Source organism: Sphingomonas sp. S6, from assembly GCF_043498045.1.
GTDB lineage: Bacteria > Pseudomonadota > Alphaproteobacteria > Sphingomonadales > Sphingomonadaceae > Sphingomonas.
The window spans coordinates 640,356-666,960 of record NZ_JBIEOE010000001.1; the positions used below are offsets into that span (position 1 = coordinate 640,356).

Here is a 26,605-nt window from a genome sequence, read left to right on the forward strand (position 1 = left end):
AGCGCCGTCGTGCTGGACAGGCGGATAGGTTTCGCTAGACAACCGATCATAAGAAGAGGAGCCGCCCGACCATGACGACGCCCACGCTGTTCGACCGCCTGCGCCTGCCCGTTATCGGTTCGCCGTTGTTCATCATTTCCGGGCCGGAACTCGTGATCGCGCAGTGCAAGGCGGGGATCGTCGGCTCGTTTCCGGCGCTCAATGCCCGGCCGCAGGCGTTGCTGGACGAATGGCTGCACCAGATCACCGAAGAGCTTGCCGCGCATAATCGTGCGCATCCGGATCGTCCCGCCGCGCCGTTTGCCGTCAACCAGATCGTCCACAAATCCAACGACCGTCTGGAAGCGGACCTTGCCACCTGCGCCAAGTGGCAGGTGCCGATCGTCATCACCTCATTGGGCGCGCGTGAGGACCTCAATACCGCGGTGCATGGCTGGGGTGGCATCACGCTGCACGACGTCATCGACGATCGCTTCGCGCGCAAGGCGATCGAAAAGGGTGCGGATGGGCTGATCGCGGTCGCGGCCGGTGCCGGCGGCCATGCCGGGCGGCTGTCCCCCTTCGCGATCATCCAGGAAATCCGCCAGTGGTTCGATGGACCGCTGGCCTTGTCGGGGTCGATCGCGACCGGCGGTGCGATCCTGGCAGCGCAGGCGATGGGTGCCGACTTCGCCTATATCGGCTCGCCCTTCATTGCCACGACCGAGGCGAATGCCGCGCCCGACTACAAAGCGTCGATCGTCGCGAGCAAGGCGGCCGACATCGTCTATTCGAACCTGTTCACCGGCGTGCACGGCAATTACCTGCGCAGCTCGATCGAAGCGGCGGGGCTGGACCCCGATCATCTGCCCGAGGGCGATCTCAAGACGATGAATTTCGGCGGCAACAACGGATCGAAGGCGAAGGCCTGGCGCGATATCTGGGGGTCGGGCCAGGGCATCGGCGTGGTCGATGCGGTGGAAAGCGTCGCCGACCGCGTCGACCGCTTCGCACGCCAATATGCGGCGGCAAAGGCGCGGATCGCCGGCTGATCCGGCACCGCGTTGCGTTTAGAAGGCCAGCGCCAGCCGATCGTGCAGGCGCTGGACCGGACTTGGTGCGATCTGCTCCACTTGTGCCGCGTCTAGATGACCGACCCGGCGGTGCAGGTTCGCGCTTGCCTCCACCAGCGCACGGGCGCGCTGCGGCAACGCAGCGACGAGATCCGCGTCGAACTGCGGCGCGTGGCCCAGCCGCCGGTTTCCATCGAGCGCGTCGCGCGGCTGCATCTCGCCTGCATCGATCGCGCGCTGCGTCAGCAGCCAGGCGATGACGTGCATCAGCCGCGTCGTCACCTTCAACGACTCACATGAAAAGCCGACGCGGATCAGCGGGTCGAGCGCTTCCCGCTCCAGCCGCCCCGTCTCGTCGAAATAGCTGCGTGCTTCGTCCGCCAGCAGCATCGCCTCCGTATAGAGCGAATCGATCAGGCGGCGATGGATGCGTGATTCGGAACGGCTGCCAGTCATGCGTTCACCGGTGACATAGCGCGCGCCGCCTGCCCAGCGGCCGTTGTGGTCGATCCTGTGCCAAATCGGAAAAGCACGACCGGCGGCTCAGGCGATGATGTCCGGGATCAGCTGGTCTTCGCACAGGGCGATCTCGTCGCGCAGCCGCAGCTTTCGCTTCTTCAGCCGGGCGAGCTGCAATTGATCGGGCGTCGCGCTGGCGCCGAGCGCGGTGATCGCCGCGTCTAAGTCGCGATGTTCGGTGCGCAGCTGTTCCAGGCGGGCGATGATCTGCGCGTCGTCCATGGTAAAACCCCCTGCCACCACCCTGCGGCCCGCTTTGCCCCTAGCGCAGCCGGACGACCAACCCAAGTCGTCGCATCATGCCCCTCGACTAATCGCGTTCAACCATTTTCGGTGACGACTTTTAGGACGTTCGATGGTTTACTCAGTCCCCCAACACGCATGCATCAGGAGGTACACCGAAATGCAGACGACGCATCAACAGGCACTGGAAACCAAGCATGCCGCGCTCGACCGCCGCATCGCCGACGAAGCCCACCGCCCGATGCCCAACTCCGCGATCCTCACCGACCTGAAGCGCCAAAAGTTGAAGTTGAAGGAAGAGCTTTCGGGCCTGTAGAGCCTGACGCCATTCAGCCCCTCCCCAACCCGGAGGGGCTTTTTGCAGGGGGCGATACCCAATTGTGAGCAGCCCCTCGCCAGCAAAACCTAGTCTGCAGCCGCCCCGACGCGAACCAGAGCCGGATCGATCGGGGATTCGAACGCGATTCCCATCCGTCCCGCGGTACACCACGCAACCTTGCCCGCGACCGTTCGAAGGCCCGGCATCTCGAGCCGCACCAGCGAACCCGGCTCGCGCACCGCGCTACAATCGACCATCACCCCGCCCGGCGACAGGTTGCGCATGCGAACCTCGCGATCGCAGTAATCGCCGTGGAGCCACAGCCGCGCCGTCAGCAACAGGCTTTCGCGGGGTGGATGGCGCGGCGGAACGACGCCGCCGTCGACAGGCCCGGCATCGTCGGTTGCCATGGAAGACGCGTGGAAGAGGCTATCCATATCCGGTGCCCTCGTCATGATCGGCCGGGAAACTCCCACCGCATGCCGCCCCGAATCTTACCAGAACGTAAACGCCGGCCCATCGCAGCGCGACGGCCGGCGAACGATCAATCCTCGCGCGAGATCTTTTCGTTGCGCTCGTGGCGTTCCTGCGCCTCCAGCGTCATCGTCGCGATCGGCCGCGCCTCCAGCCGGCCCAGGCTGATCGGCTCGCCGGTCACTTCGCAATAACCGTATTCGCCCTCGTCGATGCGGCGGATAGCGGCGTCGATCTTCGACACCAGCTTGCGCTGGCGATCGCGGGTGCGCAGTTCGATCGACCAGTCCGTCTCGCTCGACGCGCGATCGGTCAGATCGGCTTCGCGCAGCGAATCGAGCTGCAGCTGGTTCAGCGTTCCGGCTGCGTCCTGCAGGATCGCGTCCTTCCACCGCAGCAACTTATTACGGAAATAAGTCTGCTGACGAAGATTCATGAACGGCTCATCGGGGCTAGGCCGATAACCATCGTCGCTCCAGTCGCCGGCGTCGTTCGCAGGCAACATGTCGGCACTCCTGTCGTGTACGCGGCTTACGTGCGTTGCCATGCCACTCTCCCTCCGGTCCCTGAAATTGAACCCGGGACCGCCCCCATATTGGTGAGGCGCCTATAATCGCGGCTGAACGGAACCACAAGCGACGCGAGTTGCCGAATCGATCGCAAACACGAACTTTTATTGCGAATGGGACCAGAACGGTTGCAAGTCAGCGACTAAGCTGCGTTACGGTCTCTGCGCGATCTCGAAGCCCGCCGCTGTTTCACTCTGGTACGTTAACCGCGAATCAGATGGTGCAATGTCGGTGAAGCACTGCAAAAGCAGCGAATTGCTGGTTAACAAACTTGCACTTAACGGTTTGTTTTGCGTTGAATGGCATATGCGGCAATCCGTTGCTGCGACAGGACGATCCGGGCCGCAGGGACCGGCAATGAAAGAGAGACCCGATGTCCGTACGGATGGCTTTGGCGAAATTGTGCGCATGCGCCTGTGGCGGTGCGTTGATCGGCGGTGGCGCCGTACACGTCGCCGAACGTCCCAGCCGCCCCGTCTACACCAAACAGGTCAAGAAGCGGGTGGTCGCACATCGGCAGGTCGCCGCGGTCCAGCGCAAGGCCGTGCGCCGGCGCGTGGTGACCACGACGACCACCGCCGCCTGCGCACCAGCCGTGGTGACGGTCGCCAGCCAGGCTGCGCCGGTGCCGGTGCCCCTGCCCGCGTCCGAAGGCTTCGTGACCGGCGGCGGTGGCGGTGTGCCGGTGGTCGTCGGCGGCAGCGGCGGCTGGGGTGGCGGCGGCGGTGGCTTCTTCGGGGGCGGCTTCTTTGGCGGCGGATCGTCCGGCTCGTCGGGCAGCATCGTCATTTCGTCGACGTCCAGCGGCGGGTCGAGCTCGACCAGTTCGTCCAGCAGCTCCTCGTCGTCCGGCAACGTGTCGAGCAGCTCGTCGGGTAACGTATCGAGCAGTTCGTCGACCAGCAGCTCCACGGGCGGCGCGAACGTCGTCGTCGACAATCAGAACAACAATAACAACAACAACCAGAACAATAACACCAACCAGAATTACAACGAAAACAACAACAACAATAATAACAACAACAACCAGAGCCAAAATCAGGGCCAAGGCCAGAACCAAGGTCAGGGGCAAAACCAGGGTCAAGGACAGGGGCAAGGCCAGGGCCAAGGGCAAGGTCAGGGCCAATATGGTTCGAGCTCGAAGGGCTGGAGCTCCACCGGCGGACCGCCGCCGCCCCCGCCGCCGCCGGGTTCGACCGGATCGTCGGGCGGCCCACCCGCACCGGTGCCCGCCCCGCCGATGGTGCTGCTGTTCGGCGCCGCCGCCGCCGCCCTCGTCGCGCGCAAGCGCTTCGCCAAGCCGCAAGCGGCCTGACCCGGGGATCAATTCCGAAACAAAAAAGGGGCTGCCGAGTGATCGCTCGGCAGCCCCTTTTTTGTTGCGCCGTTCGTCAGGCCGACCGCAGCGCCTGTTCTATATCCGGCACCGGGTGGCCGGTCAGGTCCTTGGCCAGCTCACCCGCAAGCCGATTGCTGACCTCTTTATGATAATGTTTGCGAAGCTCGCCCAGCGTCTTAGGCGGGGCGATGATGATCAGCGATTCGAAATCGTTGGCCAGCGCGCGGCGCTTCAGCATATCGGCGGTCTCGGCGGCGAAACGATCCTCTTCCTGCTGGTGGAAGTCCGTCTCGCCCATCGTGCCGCCTTGCGTCGAGGAGGCCTGGCCCGCGGCATCGGTCTTCTGGTCGCGATCGGCCGGGTTCACCTTTTCCTCGGCGTGCTCGACCTGAAGATTGGGATAGTCCGCATCGCCCTCGTTGCGGAAGAACAGCGCCTTGCGACCGTCGGCGACGAGCACGAAGGCATTGTGAGGGACCTGCATCGGGGCTTCTCCTGATCGTTGCTATCCCCTGCTCAACGCAGGCGAGGCGGGCGGGTTGCCGCGCGGCGCTGCCGGGTTGCCGCTCAGCCCGCGGCGGGGCATAGCCGCGCCATGCACGACATCCGCGCCATCCGGGACGATCCCGCCGCCTTCGACGCCGCCCTCGCCCGCCGGGGTGCTGCCCCCCAGTCCGCCGACCTCATCGCGCTGGACGATGCCCGCCGCGCCGCGATCGCCGCCGCCCAGGATGCGCAGACCCGCCGGAACGAGCTGTCGAAGGGCATCGGTCAGGCCAAGGCACAGAAGGACGAAGCGCGCGCGCAGGCACTGATGGCCGAGGTCGCGGCGCTGAAAGAGGCGTTGCCCGCTCTCGAAGCCGCCGATGCCGAAGCGGGCCTGGCGCTGGATCGCGCGCTGGCGGCCATTCCCAACCTGCCCGCCGGGGACGTCCCCGACGGCGAGGACGAAGCCGGCAACGTCGAACAGAAGCGCTGGGGAACCCCGCGGGCGTTCAATTTCACGCCGCGCGAACATGCCGACATCGGTCCGGCGCTGGGCATGGACTTCAAGACGGGTGCCGATCTGTCGGGCGCGCGCTTCACCTTCCTGCGCGGGCAAATGGCGCGGCTGCACCGGGCGCTCGCCCAGTTCATGCTCGATCATCAGACCGCCGACAATGGCTACATCGAGTGCAACCCGCCTGTGCTGGTCAACGACCCGGCGATGTACGGCACGGACAAGCTGCCCAAGTTTGCGGAGGATTCCTTCCGCACCACCGATGGCCGCTGGCTGATCCCGACCGCCGAGGTCAGCCTGACCGCATCGGTCATGGGCCAGATCCTCGACACGCTCGCCGAACCGATGCGCCTGACCGCGCATACGTTGTGCTTCCGCAGCGAGGCGGGCGCCGCCGGGCGCGACACGCGCGGGTTCATCCGCCAGCACCAGTTCGAGAAGGTCGAGCTCGTCAGCATCTGCCGTCCCGAGGACAGCGACGTTGAGCATGAGCGCATGACCCGCTGCGCGGAGAGCGTGCTGGAGGCACTCGACCTGCCCTATCGGCGCATCCTGCTCTGCACCGGCGACATGGGCTTCGGCGCGCGCAAGACCTTCGACCTCGAAGTCTGGCTGCCGGGTCAGCAGGCGTGGCGCGAGATTTCGTCCTGCTCCAACACCGGCGATTTCCAGGCGCGGCGGATGAACACACGCTACCGGGCGGAGGGCGAGAAGGCCCCGCGCTTCGTCCACACGCTCAACGGGTCCGGCCTTGCGGTCGGGCGTACGCTGGTCGCGGTGCTGGAAAACTACCAGCAGGCGGACGGATCGGTCGTCGTGCCGACGGTGCTGCAACCCTATCTGCGCGGGCTCGACCGGCTCGAACCGCAAGGCTGATCGGATGGCGCGGGGTCGGACCGTCACGGGAGTAGCGCTCGCCGGGCTGATGCTGTCGGCGTGTATACCGAGCGTCGACGACATCTCGACCGAAGCCCCGCCGCCGCCCCGCCCCGCTTATCCTTCGGCCGCCGCTTACCCGCCGCTCGAACCCGCCCCGCGCTATCCCGAGCAGGACAGACCGCAACCCTTGCGCGAGGAGATGCCCCCTCCCTCGCGCCAGGTGGCCATGCCCACCACCGCGCGCCCTGCATGGGAAGCGCGGCCTGTCACGCCGGACGCGAAGGTGGTCGCGACCCAGAGCTATACCGTCGCCCCGGGGGACACGTTGCGCCGTATCGCCGAGCGCACCGGCGCCAGTGCGGAGGCGATCGCCCGCGCCAACACGCTCGAACCGCCCTTCGCGGTGCAGACGGGGCAGATGCTCACCATTCCGGGCGGCCGTTATCATCTGGTGCGACAGGGCGAGACGGGCATCGCCATCGCCCGCGCCTATGGCATCGAGTGGTCCCGGATCGTCGCCGCCAATGCGCTGGAAGAACCCTATATCCTGCGGGCCGGCCAGCGGATCCTGATCCCCGGCGATCCCACACAGGCGCCCAGCCTCGCCGAGCGCGCCGCCGCTTTCCGTCTCGACATCGACGACATCCTGACCGGCGGCGAGCCGACGCCCGCCCCCCGTCAGGCGCCGGCGCGGCCCGTCGCCAACCCGCGCCGCGTGCTACCGCCGACGGAGGTCGTCGCGGCGCCCGCACGGCTACAGGGCGGTTTCGTATGGCCGGTCGACGGTCAGGTCGTCCGCCGCTTCGGCCCCGGCCGGAGTGGCGAGCGTAACGACGGGATCAAGATCGCGGTGCCGGTAGGCACGGCGATCCATGCGAGCGCAGACGGCGTCGTCGCTTATGCCGGCGACGGGATCGCGGCGCTGGGCGGCCTGATCATCATCAAGCACGGCGGCGGCTGGACCAGCGTCTATGGCCACGCGAGCAAGCTGCTCGTCCAGCGTGGCCAGAGCGTGAAGCGGGGACAGACGATCGCGCTGTCGGGTGACACCGGCCTTGCCGACCGCCCCGAGGTGCATTTCGAGCTGCGCAAGGGGCGTACGCCGGTCGATCCGCTGAGCCAGCTGTCGGGGCGGTAACGCGCGATTCCGTCGCGCCGAATGGGACAGGGTGACGTACGGCCTTCGGCTTGCTAACCGCGCGCCATGACCTACCAGTCCGATCTGCTGAACACGCTCGCGACCCGCGGCTACCTCCACCAGCTCACCGATGCGTCCGCGCTCGATGCGCTCGCGGCGAAGCAGGTCGTGCCGGGCTATATCGGCTTCGATCCGACCGCACCGTCGCTGCACGTCGGCAGCCTGGTACAGATCATGCTGCTGCGCCGGCTGCAACAGACCGGGCACAAGCCCGTCGTGCTGATGGGCGGCGGCACCGGCAAGATCGGCGACCCCAGCTTCAAGGACGAGGCGCGCAAGCTGCTCGCCGAGGACGGGATCCAGGCCAATGTCGCATCGATCAAGCGGATCTTCGAACGCTTCCTCACCTTCGGTGACGGCCCGACCGATGCGATCATGCTCGACAATGCCGAATGGCTCGATGCGCTGGAGTACATCCCCTTCCTGCGCGACGTCGGCCAGCATTTCTCGGTCAACCGGATGCTCAGCTTCGATTCGGTGAAGCTGCGGCTGGACCGCGAACAGTCGCTGTCCTTCCTCGAATTCAACTACATGATCCTGCAAGCCTATGACTTCATGGAGCTGTCGCGCCGCTGCGGCGTGCGGCTGCAGATGGGCGGCAGCGACCAATGGGGCAATATCGTCAACGGGATCGAACTCGCCCGCCGCATGGACGGCACGGAGGTGTTCGGCGTCACCACCCCGCTGCTGACGACCGCCTCGGGTGAGAAGATGGGCAAGACCGTCGCGGGCGCGGTGTGGTTGCATGAGGACCAGCTGCCGCATTTCGATTACTGGCAATTCTGGCGCAACACCGACGATCGCGACGTCGGCCGCTTCCTGCGCCTGTTCACCGACCTGCCGCTCGACGAGATCGCCCGGCTGGAGGCGTTGGAAGGCGCCGAGATCAACGAAGCCAAGAAGGTGCTTGCCAACGAAGCGACGGCGATGTGCCGCGGTCGCGCTGCCGCCGAGGACGCGGCGGAGACCGCCCGCCGCACGTTCGAGGAAGGCGCCAGCGGCGCGGCGCTGCCCAGCGTCACGGTCACAGGCGGATCGATCAACGTCGTCGAGGCGCTGATCGCGCTGGGCTTCGCCAAGTCGAAGGGCGAAGCGCGCCGCCTGATCGCCGGCGGCGGCGCCCGTATCGGCACCGACAAGGTGAGCGACGAGGCGCTGATGATCGATGTCGGCGAGGAACCTGTCCGCCTGTCCGCGGGCAAGAAGAACCATGGCTTGCTCGTTCGGGAACAGTAATCAAGCGTAAACGGTTACTCTTCTATCGCTTCAGTCCGGAATGGTGACGGCCACGTCCGGGGTGTGAGGAGTATCGGCCATGTCGCAAGCCTTGTCCCACCCGATCGACGGCCGTGCCGAGCCGCGCGACGAGGTGCATCATCGCTGTCGCGCCGTGCTGACCGATCGTCGGACGCTATCGGTGCTGGCGGTGAACCTGTCGCCGCAGGGCGTAATGATCCGCAGCGATGCGGAGGTGAGCGTGGGCGAATGGCTGCGGGTGACGCTTCCCGTGGTCGGCGAGATGCAGGCGGCCGTGCGCTGGGCGCTTGGTGGCCGGATCGGCTGCCAGTTCGAAAAGGCGATACCGGTCAACCAATATCACGCCGTCCTGGGCGCGATGCAGGGCTGAGGTCTGCGCCTTCACCCCGATCGCAGCAGCGCCACGCCGGCGTCGCGATCGAACAGATACAATGCGATCCGCGCCGCCTGTCCTCGTGGTCCCTCTAGCCCGCCGTCGCGATCGATGAGCAACCGGGCGTCATCCTGCGCGCAGTGCAGCAAATCGCTCAGCATCTCAGGCAGCGCCAGACGAAACGTTACCTCACCCGACTGACGCGTGCCGAGCAGTTCGCCGCCCCCGCGCAGGCGCAAATCTTCCTCGGCGATGCGGAAGCCGTCGTTCGTTTCGCGCATCAGCGCGAGCCGCGCGCGCGATGTCTCGCTGAGCGCGCTCCCCCGCAGCAGCAGGCAGCGCGACAGCCCGCCGCCACGCCCGACGCGTCCACGCAACTGGTGGAGCTGCGCAAGGCCGAAGCGATCGGCATGTTCGATCACGATCAGCGTCGCGTTCGGCACGTCGACCCCCACCTCGATCACCGTCGTCGCGACGAGAACGCTTAGGCGGTTGCCCGCGAACGCCTCCATCACCGCGTCCTTCTCGGGCGGCTTCATCCGGCCATGGACGACCCCAATCTTGTCCCCGAAGCGCGCCCGCAGCGATTCGGCGCGCATCTCGGCGGCGGCGAGGTCGCTCTTCTCGCTCTCCTCGACCAAAGGGCACACCCAATAGGCCTGACCGCCATCGGAGATATGGCGGCCGATCGCATTGACCACCTCGTCCAGTCGATCCTCGGACACGACGCGGGTTTCGATCGGTTCGCGCCCCGGCGGCATTTCGTCCAATCGGCTGACGTCCATCTCACCGTACTGGGCCAGCGTCAGCGTGCGCGGGATCGGCGTCGCGGTCATCGCGAGCAGGTGCGGCGGCGCCTTGCCCTTGGCTTGCAGCATCATACGCTCGGCGACGCCGAACCGATGCTGTTCGTCCACTATCACCAGCGCGAGGTCGCGATAGCCGACGGCCTCCTGGAAGATCGCATGCGTGCCGACGAGGATGTCGATCTCGCCGCTCGCCAGCGCCATCAGCGTCGCCTCGCGCGCGCGGCCCTTGTCGCGGCCCGTCAGGACGGCGATGTTCACGTCGACGCCGGACAGCAATTTGCGCAGCGTCTCGTAATGCTGCCGCGCGAGAATCTCGGTGGGAGCGAGCATCGCGCCCTGCGCTCCCGCCTCGACCGCGATCAGCAGGCTCATCGCCGCGACCAGCGTCTTGCCCGATCCGACATCGCCTTGCAGCAGCCGCAGCATCGGCGCGGTCTGGGCAAGGTCCCCCTCGATCTCCGCGATGCTGCGCGATTGCGCGCCGGTCGGGCTGTAGGGCAGCCGCAGCTGGTCACGCAGGCGATGGTCGCCGACGAGCGCCCTGCCCCGCCGCTTGCGCGTGTCGGCACGGACCAGCGTCATTGCGAGCTGGTTGGCGAAGATCTCGTCATAGGCCAGGCGCTCGCGCGCCATCTTGTCGGCCGGGTCGGCATGGATGCGGGCGAGCGCGTCGCGCCAGTCGGGCCAGCCGCGCTTCGCCTTCAGGCTGGGGTCGATCCATTCGGGCAGTTCGGGCGCCCGCTCGATCGCCTGCGCGGCGAAACCGGCAAGGCGGCGGGATGTCATCCCCTCGGACAGCGGATAGATCGCCTCGCGTTCGCGGAACGGTTCGTCGGGTTCGCCCAGATCCGGGTGGATGATCTGGAGCGTCTCGCCGTAGCTTTCGAGCTTGCCCGACACGCGGCGCGGCTCGTTCAGCGGCAGCAGCTTCTTCACCCAGCCCGACGACCCGCCGAAATAGACGAGAGAGACGTAATTGCCCTTCGCATCGGTCGCCTGCACGCGTGTCGGGCCACGCCCGGTGCTGGTGCGGTAGTCGCGCGGGGTCAGCGTGATCGCGATGATGCGACCGGCGTCGGCGACGTCCAGCTCCTCGCGCGGCAGGCGATCGATCCAGCCGCTCGGCAAATGAAAGGCGACATCGACGACGCGCTCCAGCCCCAGCCGGTCGAGCGGCTTGGCGAGCGCAGGCCCGACGCCTTTCAGCGCGGTGACCTCGGCGAACAGCGGATTGAGGATGGCGGGACGCATGACTACATGACCCCTCTAGCCTACCCGACCGATGCCGTCAGCATCCGCCGGGCTGTTCGTATTGGATGACCTATGGATCACGCCACCCGGTTGAAGCGCCTGAAATTCCGCGCCTGGCATCGCGGCACGAAAGAGGCGGATCTGATGATCGGCGGCTTCTTCGATACGCATGGCGCGGGGTGGACACCGGAACAGCTCGACTGGTTCGAGGCGCTGCTGGAGGAACAGGACGTCGATATCATGGCCTGGGCGATCGGATCGATGCCCTGCCCGCCGGAATGGGAGGGCGACATGATGACCCAGATGCGCTCGCTGAGCTACGTGCCGGTGGCGGAGTGAGAGCGGGCTGAGCTCGCCCCACACCCTTCGTCACCCCGGACTCGTTCCGGGGTCCACTCCGCGGCGAAGGGAGTAGCCTGAGCCTCTTGCCTTTCCCTTGCGTCCCGGTGGACCCCGGAACAAGTCCGGGGTGACGGAGTGTTTGGAGCACACGTCCGCCTCTAATTTTACCGTCTTCCAAGGACCATGATGCCCGACCTCAAGACGATCCTGTCCGCCAAGACGCCGCTGACCCTGTCGGGCGTGCCGGCGGGCTTCCAGCCGGCGCTGCTCGCCGACCTCGCGCGTGCCGCGAAGGGCCGTGCGGTCTTCGTCGCGCCGGACGATGCCGCGATGCGCGCAGTCGCGGCGACGGCGCCATTCTTCGCGCCCGAGCTGGAGGTGATCGTCTTCCCGGCCTGGGACTGCCTGCCCTACGACCGCGCCTCGCCGACCCTGCGGATCATGGCGGAGCGGATCGCGGCGCTCTACGGCTTGCAGCGCCCCGCCAAGGGTCCGCAGCTCGTCCTGACGACCGCCAATGCGGCGACGCAGCGCGTGCTGACGCCGTTCCGTATCCGCCAACTGGTGGCGACGCTGGAGCCGGGCGCGCGGATCGATCGCGACGATCTCGCCAAGCTGCTGCAGGCGAACGGCTATGTCCGCACCGAAACCGTCCACGATCAGGGCGAGTACGCAGTGCGCGGCGGCATCGTCGACCTGTACCCGAGCGGCGAGGACCAGGCTCTGCGCCTCGACTTCTTCGGCGACGAGATCGAGACGGTACGCACCTTCAGCCCCGAGGATCAGCGCACCACCGGCCGGATCGACGGCTTCACGCTGCTGCCCGCGTCCGAGGCGTTGCTCGACGAGGAATCGATCAAGCGCTTCCGCACCCGCTATCGCGACAAATTCGGCGCGACCGCAACGGGCGATCCGCTGTATCAGGCGATCAGCGACGGCCGCCGCCTTGCCGGCATGGAACATTGGCTGCCGCTGTTCGAAGACAAGCTTGCGACGCTGTTCGATCACCTTGCCGCCGACGACGTCATCGTACGCGACTTCGGCGTGCCCGGCGCGGTCGAGGGCCGGATGGAGGCGATCGCCGATTATTACGAAAACCGCCAGCGCGCCGAGGCCGCGCAGCCCGGCAGCTATCGCCCGCTCGCCGCCAAGACCCTGTACCTCGACGCCAAGGAATGGGCGGCAGGGCTGGAGGCGTGCCACGCGCATCTGACCACGCCCTTCCATGAGCCCGAGAGCGCGAGCGTGCTCGACTTCGGCGTCGACGGTGCGCGGGATTTCGCGCCCGAGCGGTCGGGCGGTGCGAATGTCTACGAAGCGGTGGTCAAACACCTCGGCGCGCTGCGCAAGCAGGGCAAGAAGCCGGTACTCGCGAGCTATTCGATCGGCGCGCGCGAGCGGCTGGGCAATCTGCTGAAGGATCACGGCCTCAACGGCGCCAAGGCGGCGGACAGCTGGCACGAGGCGCTGGGCGTTGCCGATACGTCAAAGAGTGCCGGTGTCGCGCTGGTCGTGCTGCCGCTCGACCACGGCTTCACCGCCCCCGACGTCGCGGTGCTGACCGAGCAGGACATGCTCGGCGACCGCCTCGTCCGTCGGGCGAAGCGCAAGAAATCGGCGGATGCTTTCCTAGCGGAACTCGCGACGCTGACGCCGGGCGACCTCGTCGTCCATGCCGACCACGGCATCGGCAAATATCTCGGCCTCACCTCGATCCCCGTCGGCCAGAGCCCGCACGATTGCGTAGCGGTGGAATATGCCGGCGGCGACAAATTGTTCGTGCCGGTCGAGAATCTTGAAGTCCTGTCGCGCTATGGCAGTAGCGAGGAGGGTGCCTCGCTCGACCGCCTCGGCGGTGAGGCATGGCAGCGGCGCAAGTCGAAGATGAAGGAGCGCATCCGCGAGATCGCGGGTGAACTCATCAAGACCGCCGCCGAACGCGCGCTGCATCCGGGTGACGTGCTCGAACCGGATCCCGCCGGCTATCCGAGCTTCGTCGATCGCTTCCCTTATGCCGAGACCGACGACCAAGATCGCGCGATCGAGGATGTGCTGGGCGACCTCAGCGCCGGCCGGCCGATGGACCGGCTGATCGTCGGCGACGTCGGCTTCGGCAAGACCGAGATCGCACTGCGCGCCGCCTTCGTAGCGGCAATGGCGGGCAAGCAGGTTGCAGTCGTCTGCCCGACGACGTTGCTCGCGCGCCAACATTTCAACAATTTCAGCGCGCGGTTCGAAGGCTTTCCGATGAACATCGGCCGCCTCAGCCGCCTTGTCCCCGCGGCAGAAGCCAAGCGCGTGAAAGAGGGCCTAGCAGACGGCAGCATCGACGTCGTCATCGGCACGCACGCGCTGCTCGCCAAGGCCATCGACTTCAAGCGCCTGGGTCTCGTGATCGTCGACGAGGAACAGCGCTTCGGCGTCACCCACAAGGAGCGGCTGAAGGCGCTGCGCGCAGACGTCCACATGCTTACCCTCACCGCGACGCCGATCCCGCGCACGTTGCAGATGGCGATGAGCGGCATCCGCGAACTCTCGGTCATCCAGACGCCGCCGGTCGATCGCCTCGCCGTGCGCACCTATGTCATCCCCTGGGACCCAGTCGTGCTGCGCGAGGCGTTGCTCCGCGAACACTATCGCGGCGGACAGAGCTTCATCGTCACCCCGCGCGTCGCCGACCTGCCCGACCTCGAAGAATACCTGCGCAACGAGGTGCCCGAGGTCCGCTACGTCATCGCGCACGGCCAGATGAGCGCCACCGAGGTGGAGGAGCGGATGAGCGCCTTCTACGACAAGAAGTTCGAGGTGCTCGTCTCGACCACGATCATCGAAAGCGGCATCGACATCGCCTCGGCCAACACGATGATCGTCAATCGCGCCGACCGCTTCGGCCTCGCCCAGCTGTACCAGCTGCGCGGCCGCGTCGGCCGGTCGAAGACCCGCGCCTATGCCTATCTGGTTACGCCGCCCGAACGGATGATGACCGATACGGCGGAGAAGCGACTGAAGGTCCTGTCCGATCTCGACAGTCTGGGCGCAGGGTTCCAGCTCGCCAGCCACGACCTCGACATTCGCGGCGCGGGCAATCTGCTCGGCGACGAACAATCGGGGCATATCAAGGAGGTTGGCTACGAACTCTACCAATCGATGTTGGAAGAGGCGATCATGGACGCCAAGGCCGGCGGGCTGAAGAGCGACCGTCCGCGCGACTTCTCGCCGCAGATCACGGTCGATGCGCCGATCCTGATCCCCGACGATTACGTGCCTGACCTCGACCTGCGCATGGGCCTGTACCGCCGCCTCAACGAGCTGGAAGACAATCGCGAGATCGAAGCCTTCGCCGCCGAGATGATCGACCGCTTCGGCCCCCTGCCCGACGCGACCGAGAACCTCATCAAGGTCATCGAGATCAAACTCAACGCGCGCAAGGCCTGCATCGCGAAGATGGACGTGGGGCCGCGCGGCGTGCTGGTCGGGTTCCACAACGATACGCCGCCCAATGTTGCCGGGCTGCTCGCCTATGTCGAGCGGCTCAACGGGGTCGCCAAGCTGCGCCCCGATAGCAAGCTGGTGCTGCAACGGGCATGGCCGGACGCCAAGTCGCGCCTGCATGGGGCGTTGCAGCTGTCGAAGGGGCTGGCGAAAGCGGCCGGGTGATGGCGGCTTTCTCCGGAACGTCGGATCAGCTGCTGTGGTCGGCGATGATCTTCCAGCCGCCGGCCTGCTTTTCGAACAGCAGCGACGTCACGCCCTTGTCGCTGCGACCATCGGGATAGGCCAGGTGCCATTCCGCCCACAGCATGCGGTGGGTCGCATCGACCGCGCGCGAGCCGACGACCCGGAACGATAGCCCGCCGCGCTTGCTCGCATCGGCGCCATAGCTCTTGTCATAGCGCGCCGCGATCGCCGCCTTGCCGCGCACAAGGCCGCTCTTCGTCACGAACACGGCGTCGTCGGCGTAGATCGCGAGGAAGCGGGGCATATCGCCGGCGCTCCAGCCTGCCGCGCTGTCCGCCAGCGCCGCCTCGATCGCCGCCTGCGCATCCTGCACCGGTGCCGGCAGTGCCAGAGCCGCCACGATCATCAGCATGTCCCGTCTCCCACCATCGCTGCAAGTGCCGCGTCATCCAGCGCGGGCGCGAGCAGGAAGCCTTGGTAGAAGGCGCAGCCCTCAGCCGCCAGCAGTTGCCGCTGCGTGTCGGTCTCGATCCCCTCCGCCACGACCGCGAGGCCCAGCGAGCGCGCCAGCGTCATCACCGCGCGCACCACGCCGCGGTGACGCCGCGTCCGCTCGATGCCCAGCGCCAGCGCCTTGTCGAGCTTGAGGTAATCAAGCGGCAGCGTGGTGAGATAGGCGAGGCTGGAATAGCCCGTCCCGAAATCATCGAGCGCGACGCGCAGCCCCGCCGCCCGCAGATCGGTGAGGATCGCCGCCGCACGATCGAGATTGTGGATGGCGCCGCTCTCCGTCACCTCGACGGTCAGCCGGTCGCACGCCACGCCACTGGCGCCGACGCGCCGCAGGAAGGAATAGGCGAAACCGGGCCGGCCCAGGTCCCCGGCGGTGATGTTGAGCGCGACGCGGACGTGTGACAGCGACTCCGGCCACGCGGCGATCCGCGCCAGCACTAGCCCTTGGATATGATCGGACAGGACGAGGCCGAGATCGGCGCGCTCCGCCGCTGCAAACAACACGTCGGCGCCGAGCGGACCCAGCCGCCCATGCCGCCAGCGCGCCAGCGCCTCGACCCCGGTGACCCGCCGCGAATCGATGCGCGCCTGCGGCTGGAACAGGATGTCGATCTCGTCGCGCTCGATCGCGAAATGCAGGTCGATGGCGAGCGAATCGATCGGCGCCGTATGCTCGGGTCCGGCGACGCGGATCGTCGGGCCGTCGCTGGCCTTTGCCGACACCAATGCCTCCGCCGCACGGTGCAGCAGGCTGGCGGCATCGTCGCCCGGCGCACTCTCCGCAAGGCTCCAGCGACTGCCCAGCACCGCCTGTCGCCCTCCGACCGCAATGGGTCGCGACAAGGCGCCATCCAGCGCGCGGGCGAGGCCGATCAGCGCGCCCGGCTCCGCCACCGCCGCAACGACGATATCGCCGCCGCGCGGCGCGCCGACCACCGCATCGTCACCCAGCAGGTCGGCGGCCATCGTACGGACCTGCCGATGGGCCTCGGCGATCAGCGCATCGCCCACCGCGCGCCCCCGCGCGGCATTCAGAATATCGAGCCGCGACAGCGCGATCCTGACGATGCCGACTTGCCGCCCGGCTTCGAGCCAGGCCGAAATCGGTTCGCTGACATCTTCCGGATCGGCGCGCAGTCCGAACGCCGGGCCGCGCCGCTCGCCCTGATGGCGGGTCGCGTGCCGCGCCGCAAAGCGCAACGCGAGCTGGATGTCGGCCGGATCGCCCGTCTCGCGCAGGAAATGGGTGGCGCCCGCGGTGTAGAGCTTGTCGAGCGTATCGCCGTCGTCGGTCAGCACCAGCAGCGCGGCGCCGGTCGCGGCGATCAAGCCGCCCAGCGCGCGCACCGCCGCCAGACCGGCCGCGGGCGCCTTTCGCCCATCGACCAGGATCACCGCCGCGCCACTCGCCAGCGCCCGCGCAACCAGTTCGCGCCCGCCGGTATCGACGACCGGCGCCCAGCCGTCGTCCTGCGCCAGCGCCGCAAGCGCTGCCGCGTCATCGTCCTGCGCGACGATGAACAATCGTGTGCTGTCGGTAACGGTCCCCATTCCGGTCCTGCCTAAGCGCCCGGGAGTTAACCGACAATGCTGTGTCACGGTGAAGCGGGCTTAACGGAACGGACTTGTCGGCGGATGGTTGTCGGCCTAGCCCCATGTCATGACCAGCGCCCTTGCCCCTTCCGCCGACCCGCTGGTCGATCCGCAGGGACGGACGATCCGCTATCTGCGCATCTCCGTCACCGATCGGTGCGACCTGCGTTGCCGCTATTGCATGGCGGAGCAGATGACCTTTTTGCCGCGGGCCAAGCTGCTGACCCTCGACGAAATCGCGATTATCGCCGAACGCTTCATCGCGCGCGGCGTGACGAAGATCCGCCTGTCGGGCGGCGAGCCGTTGGTGCGCCGCGACGTAGCCGATCTGGTCCACAGGCTGGGACGCCACGTGGGGGCCGGGCTCGACGAGCTGACGATGACGACCAACGGCACCCGGCTCGCGCAGCACGCCGATGCGCTGGTCGATGCCGGGATCCGGCGGATCAACGTCAGTCTCGACAGCCTCGATGCCGATCGCTTCCGCTACATCACGCGTCATGGCGACCTAGCGCAGGTGCTGGACGGCATCGCCGCCGCGAAGCGCGCCGGACTGGCGGTGAAGATCAACGCCGTCGCACTTGCGGGCCTCAATGAAGACGAAATTCCCGCGATGCTGCAATGGTGCATCGACGAAGGCCACGACCTGTCGCTAATCGAAACGATGCCGCTGGGCGCGGTGGATGAGGATCGCACCGACCGCTTCGTGCCCCTGACCCGCGTGTTCGAGGTGCTGGCGGCGCGCTTCCCGCTGTATCGCGCTACGCACCGCACCGGTGGCCCAGCACGCTATTGGCAGGTCGAGGGCACTGCGACCCGCCTCGGCCTCATCTCGCCACTCACCGCCAATTTTTGCGATGGTTGCAACCGCGTGCGGCTGACGACCGAGGGCAAACTCTATATGTGCCTGGGTCATGACGATCAGGTCGACCTCAAGGCGGCGCTGCGTGACGGTGGGATCGACGGCCTGGATGCCGCGATTGATCGCGGTTTGCTGCGCAAGCCTGCCCGCCACGACTTCCGCATCGCCGCTGGCGCTGCACCTGCGGTGGCGCGCCATATGAGCGTGACCGGGGGATGACCGACTATCAGCGGCGGGCACTGGTCGCCTCGCCCACGGCCCCTGCCCGCGCCGCTGCCGCCGAGCTGGCGGACGCCGCCGACTGGGTCGATCCGGCCGAGGCCGACGTCATCATCGCGCTGGGCGGTGATGGCTTCATGCTTCAGACGCTGCACGGTCTGCTCGACCGGCGCCGGCCGCCCGTGCCTGTCTTCGGGATGAACCTCGGCACGGTAGGGTTCATGATGAACGAGTGGCGCCGCCACGGCATCGACGAGCGGCTAGCGCGCGCCAAGCCGTTCAAGGTGTCGCCCCTCGCCGCCACCGTTACCGGCATCGACGGCCGCGTCCATCAGGCGCCGGCGATCAACGAAGTCTCGCTCCTGCGCGAAACCCGCCAGACCGCGAAGCTCGAGGTGACGGTCAACGAACGCGTCGTGATGCCGGAACTGGCGTGCGACGGCATCCTCGTCGCCACGCCCGCGGGGTCGACCGCATACAATTTGTCCGCGCAGGGGCCGATCCTGCCGCTGGGGTCGAACATGCTGGCCCTGACGCCGATCAGCCCGTTCCGCCCGCGGCGCTGGCGCGGTGCGATCCTGCCCGACAAGGCGCGCATCTCGCTGCGCGTGCTCGATGCCGCCAAGCGCCCGGTATCCGCCGTCGCCGACCAGCGCGAATTCCGCGATGTCGCCGAAGTCAGCGTCGCGATCGACCGTGCGCGCGAGCTGACCCTGTTGTTCGACCCCGAACATGCGCTCGACGACCGTATCACGATGGAGCAATTCATCGCCTGAGGCGCCGATGCCGCACGAAGCTGTGGAAAACTCGCTTTAACGGGTTGCGCCGCAAAAATTCGTGGGTATAGACGCCCTCCACGACGCAGCGTTCCCTGATAGCTCAGCGGTAGAGCTCTCGACTGTTAATCGAGCGGCCGTAGGTTCGAATCCTACTCAGGGAGCCATTTTCACCCACACCGTCAGCGACTTGGGCCGGCCAGCGAAATCGCTTGCGCTGGCTTCGACTCGTCCGCATCATGCCCCGATGCGAGAAGCGATCAATGCTTCCGCTGGAGAGGCTTTGCTATGATCTTTCTGGAAGTGGCGATCGGTGCCATGGCTGCCGCCCTGTTGACCGTCCCCGTGCTGATGGCCGTCACCGCCAAGAAACCCGTCGACAGCGAATAGTTTTCCAACGGATCGGAGCCGGACGGCATTGGACGCGGCGACGCGTGCCGGCCGTCCCGGGCCCGTCGACCGCCTTATTGCAAACGTGCCGCGCGACCGTCTTCGACGGCCTCCGAAGGTATCAGTAGGCGATCGCGGCAGCCGGCCGCTTGCCCCCGTCCAGGTACCGCATAGCGCACTTCAACGCGCGAAGGTGAACCCGACCACCAGCGCTACTGCGATCAGCACGATCGTCGCGATGAAGGTCAGCATGCGCGGTACGGCGCGCCGCTGGGGGCCACGGTGCAGCGGGTTTTGGTCGGGCATCGCTCATATCCTTTGGCGCAGTCAGGGTCCGAACGCGGCGGCAGCGCGTTGGCAACGGATCTAAACTGCGAAAAGGAGCCAACATGCATCAGTCGGTCGGCACGCTGACGATCCAGACGCGCCGCAAGGGGCTGGTCGACATCACCGCGCCCGTCCGCGATTGGGTGGCGGCGCAGGGGATCGGCGAAGGCCTGCTCACCCTATTCTGCCGACATACCTCCGCCTCGCTGGTCATCCAGGAAAATGCCGCGCCAGCCGTCCGCCGCGACATGGAGGCCTATTTCGACCGACTTGCTCCCGAAAGCCGAACGTACGAGCACGACGACGAAGGGCCGGACGATATGCCCGCGCACCTCAAAGCCGCACTGACCGGCGTTCAGCTGTCGATACCGATCGCAGAGGGCGAACCGATGCTGGGCACGTGGCAGGGTATCTATCTGTTCGAACACCGGATTGCGCCGCATCGGCGCAGCATTGCCCTGCATGTCATCGGCACGTGATCGCGACGAAACGTTGCCGGACGGAGCCAAGTCGTTCATCGCTCGTTCGGACGGAAGTGGATATACGCGCGAGGGTTCGCCGCACCCGCGCGCGAATGGAGTATTGGTGTCATGATGCATCTTGGCCGCAAGGCTATGGTCGCGGCGCTCGCCGCCTCCACGTTGATGGTCGCGGGCTGCGCGACCGAAACCACCTATCGCCCCGCCACCGGGCAGGGTTTCAATCGCACCGGCTATAGCGACCGTCAGATCGAACCGGGTCGATTCCTGGTCAATTTCGCCGGGAACAGCGTGACGTCCCGCGACACGGTGGAACGCTATCTGCTGTTCCGCGCCGCGGAACTGACGTTGCAGAATGGCTATGACTATTTCGTTATGGCGAACCGCGACACCGATCTGCAGTCGCGCACCTATACGACGCCGGGCATCGGCGGCGGCTGGGGCTATGGTGGCTTCGGCGGCTATTGGGGTCCGTCGTGGCGTTATTATGGCCGCGGGTTCGGCTGGCGCACGTGGGACCCATGGTTCGGCGGCGGCTTCGGCCCCTGGGGCAACGACTTCGACATCCGCACGATCGATCGCTACGAAGCGAGCGCCGAGATCGTGATGCGCAAGGGCCCGATCCCACGCGACAACCTGCGCGCCTTCGACGCCCGCGCGGTCGTCAACAGCATCGGCCCGAGCGTGGTGCTGCCGAAGTAAGACTGCTTCAGATGTAACGAAAAAGGCCGGGTCACCGCAGGGTGGCCCGGCCTTTTTTCGTGTGTAGCGGCTCCGGAATTATCGCCGTCACCCCGGACTTGTTCCGGGGTCCACTGGGCGGCGGAGGCAGCGCTGGAGGCTCCCCCGCCCCCCTTGCCGCACGGTGGATCCCGGAACGAGTCCGGGATGACGAACGTGTTTAAAGGCGTCCCCGCCCCTTACACCGTCACCGCGCCGTGGCAGTGCTTGTACTTGCGCCCCGAACCGCACGGACACGGCGCATTGCGGTTCACGCGGCCGTCCCACAGCTCCGGATTGTCGCCCAACTCGGTCGGCACATCGGGCTGCATCATCTGCATCGGCGGGATCTGTGCGGTGACGCGCCCCATCGTGCCCGCGTCGATATCGTTCGAATCGTCTTCGCCCGTGAACGGGTCGAAATGCGTGGTGATGAAGTCCGGCAGTTCGGGCAAATCGGTTGGCAGCGGCTGCATCTGGAATTGCGCGTGCGCGATCGTCTTCGTCACGTCCTCACGGATCGCGTCGAGCATGCGCTGGAACAGGCTGAACGCCTCCTGCTTATACTCGTTGATCGGCGTCTTCTGCGCATAGGCGCGCAGGTGGACGACCTGACGCAGCGCGTCGAGCGTCGCCAGATGCTCCTTCCAGTGATGGTCCAGGTTCTGGAGCAGGATCGACTTTTCAACCTGCGTCCACGTCTCCGGCTCCAGCTCCGCCGACTTGGCGGCGATGGCGGCATCGGCGGCTTCCTGCACGCGCTCTTCAACGATCTCGGGATCGATCGCCTCTTCCTTCAGCCAGTCGTCGACCGGCAGGTCGAGGTTGAGCACGTCGACCAGGCCCGCCTTCATGCCGGCGATATCCCATTGCTCAGGATAGCTGTTGGGCGGGCAGGCACCGCCGACGATGACGTTGACCGTCTCGGCACGCATGTCGGTAACGACATCGCCCACCGCATCGGCATCCATGATGTCGGCGCGCTGTTCGTAGATCACCTTGCGCTGGTCGTTCATCACGTCATCATATTCGACGACCTGCTTGCGGATGTCGTAGTTGCGCGCCTCGACCTTCTTCTGCGCGGTCTCGATCGCCTTCGACAGCCATTTGCTGCCGATCGCCTCGCCGTCCTCGATGTTCGAACGCATCATGCGCGCGAACAGCGTGTCCGGTCCGAAGATGCGCAGCAGATCGTCGTCCAGGCTGAGGTAGAAGCGCGACAGGCCTGGATCGCCCTGGCGACCCGAACGGCCGCGCAGCTGGTTGTCGATGCGGCGCGATTCGTGGCGTTCGGTGCCGAGCACGAACAGACCGCCCGCGGCGAGCACTTCCTGCTTCTCGATCTCGATCTCGGCGCGGATGCGCGTCGCCTCGGCCTCGTATTCCGGCGTGCCCTCGACGAGGTCCGGATGCTCGTCGAGCATGCGGAATTCAAGGTTGCCGCCGAGTTTGATGTCGGTGCCGCGGCCCGCCATGTTGGTCGCGATCGTGACGGCAGCCTTCCGGCCCGCCTGCGCGACGATATGCGCCTCCATCTCGTGGTAACGCGCGTTCAGCACCTTATGCTCGACGCCTTCCTGCACCAGGAATTCGCTGAGCAGTTCGGACTTTTCGATCGACACCGTGCCGACCAGCACCGGCTGACCCAGCGCGGCATGTTCGCGGATCTTCTTGGCGATCGCGCGGAACTTGTCGTTGGTGTCCTTGTAGAATTCGTCTTCCTCGTCGATCCGCTGCACCGGCACGTTGGTAGGGATCGTCACGACGTTCATCTTGTAGATGTCGTAGAATTCGGCCGCCTCGGTCGCCGCGGTGCCGGTCATGCCGGCGAGCTTCGGGTACATGCGGAAATAGTTCTGGAAGGTGATCGAGGCCATCGTCTGGTTCTCGGGCTCGATCGTGACGCCCTCCTTCGCCTCGACCGCCTGGTGCAGGCCGTCCGACCAGCGGCGCCCGTCCATCATGCGGCCGGTGAATTCGTCGATGATGACGACCTTGCCATCCTTGACGATATAATCGGTGTCCGCCTTGAACATCATGTTCGCGCGCAGCGACTGGTTCAGATGGTGGACGACCTGCGTGTTCTCGAAATCGTACAGGTTCGCGCCCTGCAGCAGGCCGGCGGCTTCCAGAAGACGCTCGGCGCGTTCGGTGCCGTCTTCGGTCAGGATGATCGTCTTCTGCTTTTCATCCTTCTCGTAATCGTCGGGGGTCAGCTGCTTCACGATCGCATCGACGCTCATGTACAGCTCCGACTTGTCGTCTGTGGGCCCTGAGATGATCAGCGGCGTGCGTGCCTCGTCGATCAGCACCGAATCGACCTCGTCGACGATCGCCATGGCAAAGGCGCGCTGCACCATGCTGCTGCGCTCGTACTTCATGTTGTCGCGCAGATAGTCGAAGCCGAACTCGTTGTTCGTGCCGTAGGTGATGTCGCTGTTATAGGCGGCGCGGCGCTGTTCGTCGGTCAGGTTGGGGATGATGACGCCGACAGTCAGGCCGAGGAAGCGATAGACCTGTCCCATCCACTCCGCGTCGCGCGCGGCGAGATAGTCGTTGACGGTGATGACGTGGACGCCATCGCCCGGCAGCGCGTTGAGATAGGTGGCCAGCGTCGCGACCAGCGTCTTGCCTTCACCCGTGCGCATCTCGGCGATCTCGCCGCGATGGAGCACGATGCCGCCGATCATCTGCACGTCGAAGTGGCGCATGCCGAGCACGCGCACCGCCGCCTCGCGCACCGTAGCGAAGGCTTCGGGCAACAGGTCGTCGAGCTTAATGCCGTTCGCCAGCTGCTCGCGGAACTTGGCGGTCTGGCCCGACAGTTCCTCGTCGGACAGTGCCTGGAGCTGCGGTTCGAACGCGCCGATTTTCTGGACGATACTGCCCAGCGACTTCACGTAACGATCGTTGGAGGACCCGAAAATGGACTTGGCAAGGCCGCCGAACATAGGCTGATTCCTAATGATTTTGCGCGCGCGCACGGACGAAGGGCGCGCAGCGTCGATTGCATGAAAAGATGGGGTCGGCCGTGGCCGAAGCAACGCACGCGCGCGCTATTCGCGCCGTCGGCTCGCAAAAAGAGGCTCGACCGCGGTCAGCGCGAGCACGGTCGTGGTGCCCAGATCGGCCAGCGCGGCAAGCCCCGGGACCCGCTGTTGCGGCCGGCTCGCCGCGCGGGCGGCCCGCACCTCGGCCTGCACGCTCGCCACGATCCCCGCCGCGGCATGCGCCGCCACCGGCGCACGCACCGCAGAGGCACCGCCGGTCAGGGCGGACAGCAGCGCGGAAAGAAGCAACAGCAGGTTCACGGGGGCAGTCCCTATTGCAGATGCGGTCCGTCGTCCATCCGCATCCGTCCGTCGCATCTATTCGAATGTCGTCGTCGACGACCACCGCCGGTGAAGCACCGCCTTGATCGGCTTGCCGTCACGGACGAACCCCGGTCCCATCCACATGCCCCGCGGCGTCGCCGCGCAGGGATCGCCCCCGGATGGCGGCGGCGCTCCGACGATGCGGCATGATTCGACCCTGCCATCATAACCAACGGTGATGGCGATCTCGATTGCGGAGTCCTGGTTTCGTGCGGTGGCGATATCGATCGGCCGGGCTGCCGCACCCGCGGTCGGCCCTTCGTCGGGAATTTTCCAGACCACCCGGCGCGTTGACCGTCGTACCGGCGCATCGGCCGCAATCGGGGGATAGCGGCCGTTCCGGGTAATCGCGCGACACGCGGCGGCGTCCAGGCTCGCATGCCCGCTGCTTTCCAAGACTTCGCAATCACGCACCCGGCCGGCAGATGTAATCGACCAGCGCACGGTAACGGTCCCCTGTTCGTTGTGCCGCAACGCCTCAGGCGGATAGTCGTCGTTGGTAATCCAATCCGCCGGATTCATGCTGCTCCGGCTCACTGTCCCCGCGTTCACCGTCGACGGCCCCGTCCATACCCGGGGCGGGCTTGCCTGATCGAACGCCCGCCTTACCAGTTCGCCGCCGACGACCATCAAGGCGAGCAACACCAGCACTACCAGCACGAGTACGCCGACCATCAGAGCGCGGCGCTCACCCGCCAATGGGGAGCCACCCTCACGCGGTGGGGGTCGCACATCGCCCTTCAGAACCGTCACCCGCGTCGGTTGCGCGTCTTCGTCCATCATGCGTCTTTGCCCTGTCTTGGAAGCAGCCTATGGCACGGCCATGTCCACGTCCATCTCCCCCCTCGCCACGCCCTTCCCAGCCCTGCCCGCCGTCGCCGGCGTGACCCCGCATGTCGCCCGCGCGCGCTACAAGACGTGGGATCGCTGCGACTTGACCTTCGTGACGCTGACCGAGGGCACCAGCGTGGCGGGCGTGCTGACGCAAAGCAAATGCCCCTCGCCCGAAGTCGAATGGTGTCGGCAGGCGCTGTCCCTGGGCCAGGCACGTGCGCTGGTCGTCAATGCCGGCAACTCCAACGCCTTTACCGGCAATCGCGGCCGCGCGGCGGTGGAGGCGATCGCGGCGCGCACGGCGCAGCATGTCGGTTGCCAGCCGTCGGACGTGTTCGTCGCCTCGACCGGGGTCATCGGCGTGCCGCTGCCGATCGACAAGGCCGAAGCCGGCCTCGACGCCGCCTTCGCCGCAACCCCGTGCGATTGGCTCGCGGTGGCGGAGACGATCGGCACGACCGACACCTATCCGAAAGGCGCGATGACGACCGCGATCGTCGATGGGCGGACCGTCACGCTGGTCGGCATCATCAAGGGATCGGGCATGATCGCGCCGGACATGGCGACGATGCTCGGCTTCATCTTCACCGATGCGGCGGTCGCCCCCGGCTTCCTGCAAGGCGCCCTTGCCGCGGCGAATGGCAAGACCTTCTCGTGCATCACGGTCGACGGCGATACGTCGACCAGCGACACGGTCCTCGCCTTCGCCACGGGCGCCGCCGGCAATGCCCCGATCGAGAGCAGCGACAGCGCGGGCGCCGATGCCTTCGCCGCGGCGCTGGCCGATCTGTGCCACCAGCTTGCGATGCTGGTGGTGCGCGATGGCGAGGGCGCGACCAAGCTGATCGAGATCGCGGTCGAGGGCGCCGAGAGCGACCGGTCGGCGCACCGCATCGCCATGTCGATCGCAAATTCGCCGCTGGTCAAGACCGCGATCGCGGGCGAGGACGCCAATTGGGGCCGCGTCGTGATGGCGGTAGGCAAGGCCGGCGAACCCGCCGAACGCGACCGTCTGTCGATCCGTTTCGGCGACACGCAGGTCGCGCAGGCGGGTCTCGCGGTCGAGGGCTATGACGAAGCCCCGGTCGCCGCGCACCTCAAGGGCCAGCATATCGAAATCGGGGTCGACATCGGGCTGGGCGATGGCACCGCCACGGTTTGGACCTGCGACCTGACCCACGGCTACATCTCGATCAACGCCGATTACAGGAGCTGA

Annotated in this window: 26 protein-coding genes and 1 tRNA gene; 15 read left to right on the forward strand and 12 right to left on the reverse strand. The window is 66.6% G+C overall.

Annotated elements, in window-relative coordinates; all coding sequences use genetic code 11:
• Window positions 1–71 precede the first annotated feature (71 nt).
• Window positions 72–1,031, forward strand: a complete 960-nt coding sequence (locus tag ACGVWT_RS02885) for a nitronate monooxygenase family protein (RefSeq protein ID WP_315461132.1) — start codon at window positions 72–74, stop codon at window positions 1,029–1,031.
• Window positions 1,032–1,049: 18 nt separating this feature from the next.
• Here ACGVWT_RS02885 and ACGVWT_RS02890 read toward each other — a convergent pair whose 3' ends face one another.
• Together ACGVWT_RS02890 and ACGVWT_RS02895 are read right to left on the reverse strand one after the other, a co-directional pair.
• Window positions 1,050–1,508, reverse strand: coding sequence for a DUF1465 family protein (locus tag ACGVWT_RS02890; RefSeq protein ID WP_315461131.1), 459 nt, complete (start codon window positions 1,506–1,508; stop codon window positions 1,050–1,052).
• A gap of 87 nt (window positions 1,509–1,595) precedes the next feature.
• Window positions 1,596–1,793, reverse strand: a complete 198-nt coding sequence (locus tag ACGVWT_RS02895) for a YdcH family protein (RefSeq protein ID WP_017978703.1) — start codon at window positions 1,791–1,793, stop codon at window positions 1,596–1,598.
• Window positions 1,794–1,974: 181 nt separating this feature from the next.
• Here ACGVWT_RS02895 and ACGVWT_RS02900 point away from each other — a divergent pair, with 181 nt between their 5' ends.
• The gene (locus ACGVWT_RS02900) at window positions 1,975–2,130 is read left to right on the forward strand and encodes a YdcH family protein (protein WP_116461073.1); all 156 of its coding nucleotides are present in this window, start codon (window positions 1,975–1,977) and stop codon (window positions 2,128–2,130) included.
• A gap of 89 nt (window positions 2,131–2,219) precedes the next feature.
• On the opposite strand, the gene ACGVWT_RS02905 is transcribed toward ACGVWT_RS02900, so the two are convergent.
• Window positions 2,220–2,543 (reverse strand): PilZ domain-containing protein, encoded by a 324-nt coding sequence (locus tag ACGVWT_RS02905; RefSeq protein WP_315461130.1) that lies wholly within the window; start codon window positions 2,541–2,543, stop codon window positions 2,220–2,222.
• 134 nt (window positions 2,544–2,677) lie between these two features.
• Window positions 2,678–3,112 (reverse strand): RNA polymerase-binding protein DksA, encoded by a 435-nt coding sequence (gene dksA, locus ACGVWT_RS02910; protein WP_116461071.1) that lies wholly within the window; start codon window positions 3,110–3,112, stop codon window positions 2,678–2,680.
• A 437-nt stretch (window positions 3,113–3,549) separates the two neighbouring features.
• Here dksA and ACGVWT_RS02915 point away from each other — a divergent pair, with 437 nt between their 5' ends.
• Window positions 3,550–4,491, forward strand: a complete 942-nt coding sequence (locus ACGVWT_RS02915; RefSeq protein ID WP_315461129.1) for a hypothetical protein — start codon at window positions 3,550–3,552, stop codon at window positions 4,489–4,491.
• A 76-nt stretch (window positions 4,492–4,567) separates the two neighbouring features.
• Here the strand turns inward: ACGVWT_RS02915 and ACGVWT_RS02920 are convergent, their stop codons facing one another.
• Window positions 4,568–4,999 carry a host attachment family protein gene (locus tag ACGVWT_RS02920; RefSeq protein WP_116461069.1) on the reverse strand — a complete coding sequence of 144 codons (432 nt, stop codon included), beginning with the start codon at window positions 4,997–4,999 and terminating at the stop codon, window positions 4,568–4,570.
• A gap of 111 nt (window positions 5,000–5,110) precedes the next feature.
• On the opposite strand from ACGVWT_RS02920, the gene serS reads away from it, so the two are divergent.
• The 4 genes from serS (at window position 5,111) to ACGVWT_RS02940 (ending at window position 9,219) form a co-directional block, all read left to right on the forward strand.
• On the forward strand, window positions 5,111–6,391 hold the full coding sequence (gene serS / locus ACGVWT_RS02925; RefSeq protein ID WP_315461128.1) for a serine--tRNA ligase: 1,281 nt from the start codon (window positions 5,111–5,113) through the stop codon (window positions 6,389–6,391).
• A gap of 4 nt (window positions 6,392–6,395) precedes the next feature.
• Entirely contained in the window at window positions 6,396–7,532 is a 1,137-nt protein-coding gene (locus tag ACGVWT_RS02930) for a M23 family metallopeptidase (protein WP_315461127.1), read from the forward strand.
• 66 nt (window positions 7,533–7,598) lie between these two features.
• The gene (tyrS, locus tag ACGVWT_RS02935; protein ID WP_315461126.1) at window positions 7,599–8,828 is read left to right on the forward strand and encodes a tyrosine--tRNA ligase; all 1,230 of its coding nucleotides are present in this window, start codon (window positions 7,599–7,601) and stop codon (window positions 8,826–8,828) included.
• Window positions 8,829–8,907: 79 nt separating this feature from the next.
• Complete coding sequence (locus tag ACGVWT_RS02940) at window positions 8,908–9,219, forward strand: PilZ domain-containing protein (RefSeq protein ID WP_116461065.1); 312 nt, start codon at window positions 8,908–8,910, stop codon at window positions 9,217–9,219.
• Window positions 9,220–9,230: 11 nt separating this feature from the next.
• Here the strand turns inward: ACGVWT_RS02940 and recG are convergent, their stop codons facing one another.
• On the reverse strand, window positions 9,231–11,282 hold the full coding sequence (gene recG, locus ACGVWT_RS02945) for an ATP-dependent DNA helicase RecG (RefSeq protein WP_315461125.1): 2,052 nt from the start codon (window positions 11,280–11,282) through the stop codon (window positions 9,231–9,233).
• A 72-nt stretch (window positions 11,283–11,354) separates the two neighbouring features.
• Between recG and ACGVWT_RS02950 the strand changes: the two genes are divergently transcribed.
• Together ACGVWT_RS02950 and mfd are read left to right on the forward strand one after the other, a co-directional pair.
• Window positions 11,355–11,621, forward strand: coding sequence for a succinate dehydrogenase assembly factor 2 (locus tag ACGVWT_RS02950; protein WP_116461063.1), 267 nt, complete (start codon window positions 11,355–11,357; stop codon window positions 11,619–11,621).
• Between the two features lie 189 nt (window positions 11,622–11,810).
• Window positions 11,811–15,281: a transcription-repair coupling factor gene (gene mfd / locus ACGVWT_RS02955; protein WP_315461124.1), complete on the forward strand. Its 3,471-nt coding sequence runs from the start codon at window positions 11,811–11,813 to the stop codon at window positions 15,279–15,281.
• 25 nt (window positions 15,282–15,306) lie between these two features.
• Here mfd and ACGVWT_RS02960 read toward each other — a convergent pair whose 3' ends face one another.
• The gene (locus tag ACGVWT_RS02960) at window positions 15,307–15,714 is read right to left on the reverse strand and encodes a nuclear transport factor 2 family protein (RefSeq protein WP_315461123.1); all 408 of its coding nucleotides are present in this window, start codon (window positions 15,712–15,714) and stop codon (window positions 15,307–15,309) included.
• Entirely contained in the window at window positions 15,708–17,366 is a 1,659-nt protein-coding gene (locus tag ACGVWT_RS02965) for a GGDEF domain-containing phosphodiesterase (protein WP_315461122.1), read from the reverse strand. The genes ACGVWT_RS02960 and ACGVWT_RS02965 overlap by 7 nt, the downstream gene beginning before the upstream one ends.
• 109 nt (window positions 17,367–17,475) lie before the next feature.
• Between ACGVWT_RS02965 and moaA the strand changes: the two genes are divergently transcribed.
• From moaA to ACGVWT_RS02980, 3 genes are all read left to right on the forward strand, one after another.
• Entirely contained in the window at window positions 17,476–18,489 is a 1,014-nt protein-coding gene (gene moaA, locus ACGVWT_RS02970) for a GTP 3',8-cyclase MoaA (RefSeq protein WP_315461121.1), read from the forward strand.
• A complete protein-coding gene (locus tag ACGVWT_RS02975; RefSeq protein WP_017978688.1) occupies window positions 18,486–19,265 on the forward strand; it encodes an NAD kinase in 780 nt (259 codons plus the stop codon). The genes moaA and ACGVWT_RS02975 overlap by 4 nt, the downstream gene beginning before the upstream one ends.
• A 92-nt stretch (window positions 19,266–19,357) precedes the next feature.
• Window positions 19,358–19,432: transfer RNA gene (locus ACGVWT_RS02980), tRNA-Asn, on the forward strand.
• A 403-nt stretch (window positions 19,433–19,835) separates the two neighbouring features.
• On the opposite strand, the gene ACGVWT_RS02985 is transcribed toward ACGVWT_RS02980, so the two are convergent.
• Window positions 19,836–19,961, reverse strand: a complete 126-nt coding sequence (locus ACGVWT_RS02985; protein ID WP_315461120.1) for a hypothetical protein — start codon at window positions 19,959–19,961, stop codon at window positions 19,836–19,838.
• Between the two features lie 83 nt (window positions 19,962–20,044).
• Here ACGVWT_RS02985 and ACGVWT_RS02990 point away from each other — a divergent pair, with 83 nt between their 5' ends.
• Both ACGVWT_RS02990 and ACGVWT_RS02995 read left to right on the forward strand, forming a co-directional pair.
• A complete protein-coding gene (locus ACGVWT_RS02990) occupies window positions 20,045–20,461 on the forward strand; it encodes a secondary thiamine-phosphate synthase enzyme YjbQ (protein ID WP_315461119.1) in 417 nt (138 codons plus the stop codon).
• Between the two features lie 111 nt (window positions 20,462–20,572).
• Window positions 20,573–21,163, forward strand: a complete 591-nt coding sequence (locus ACGVWT_RS02995; RefSeq protein ID WP_017978685.1) for a CC0125/CC1285 family lipoprotein — start codon at window positions 20,573–20,575, stop codon at window positions 21,161–21,163.
• 218 nt (window positions 21,164–21,381) lie between these two features.
• Here ACGVWT_RS02995 and secA read toward each other — a convergent pair whose 3' ends face one another.
• From secA to ACGVWT_RS03010, 3 genes are all read right to left on the reverse strand, one after another.
• Entirely contained in the window at window positions 21,382–24,132 is a 2,751-nt protein-coding gene (secA, locus tag ACGVWT_RS03000) for a preprotein translocase subunit SecA (RefSeq protein ID WP_315461118.1), read from the reverse strand.
• Window positions 24,133–24,237: 105 nt separating this feature from the next.
• The gene (locus tag ACGVWT_RS03005; RefSeq protein WP_315461117.1) at window positions 24,238–24,492 is read right to left on the reverse strand and encodes a hypothetical protein; all 255 of its coding nucleotides are present in this window, start codon (window positions 24,490–24,492) and stop codon (window positions 24,238–24,240) included.
• A gap of 57 nt (window positions 24,493–24,549) precedes the next feature.
• The gene (locus ACGVWT_RS03010; RefSeq protein ID WP_315471949.1) at window positions 24,550–25,338 is read right to left on the reverse strand and encodes an energy transducer TonB; all 789 of its coding nucleotides are present in this window, start codon (window positions 25,336–25,338) and stop codon (window positions 24,550–24,552) included.
• A gap of 40 nt (window positions 25,339–25,378) precedes the next feature.
• On the opposite strand from ACGVWT_RS03010, the gene argJ reads away from it, so the two are divergent.
• Window positions 25,379–26,605 (forward strand): bifunctional glutamate N-acetyltransferase/amino-acid acetyltransferase ArgJ, encoded by a 1,227-nt coding sequence (gene argJ / locus ACGVWT_RS03015; RefSeq protein WP_315461115.1) that lies wholly within the window; start codon window positions 25,379–25,381, stop codon window positions 26,603–26,605.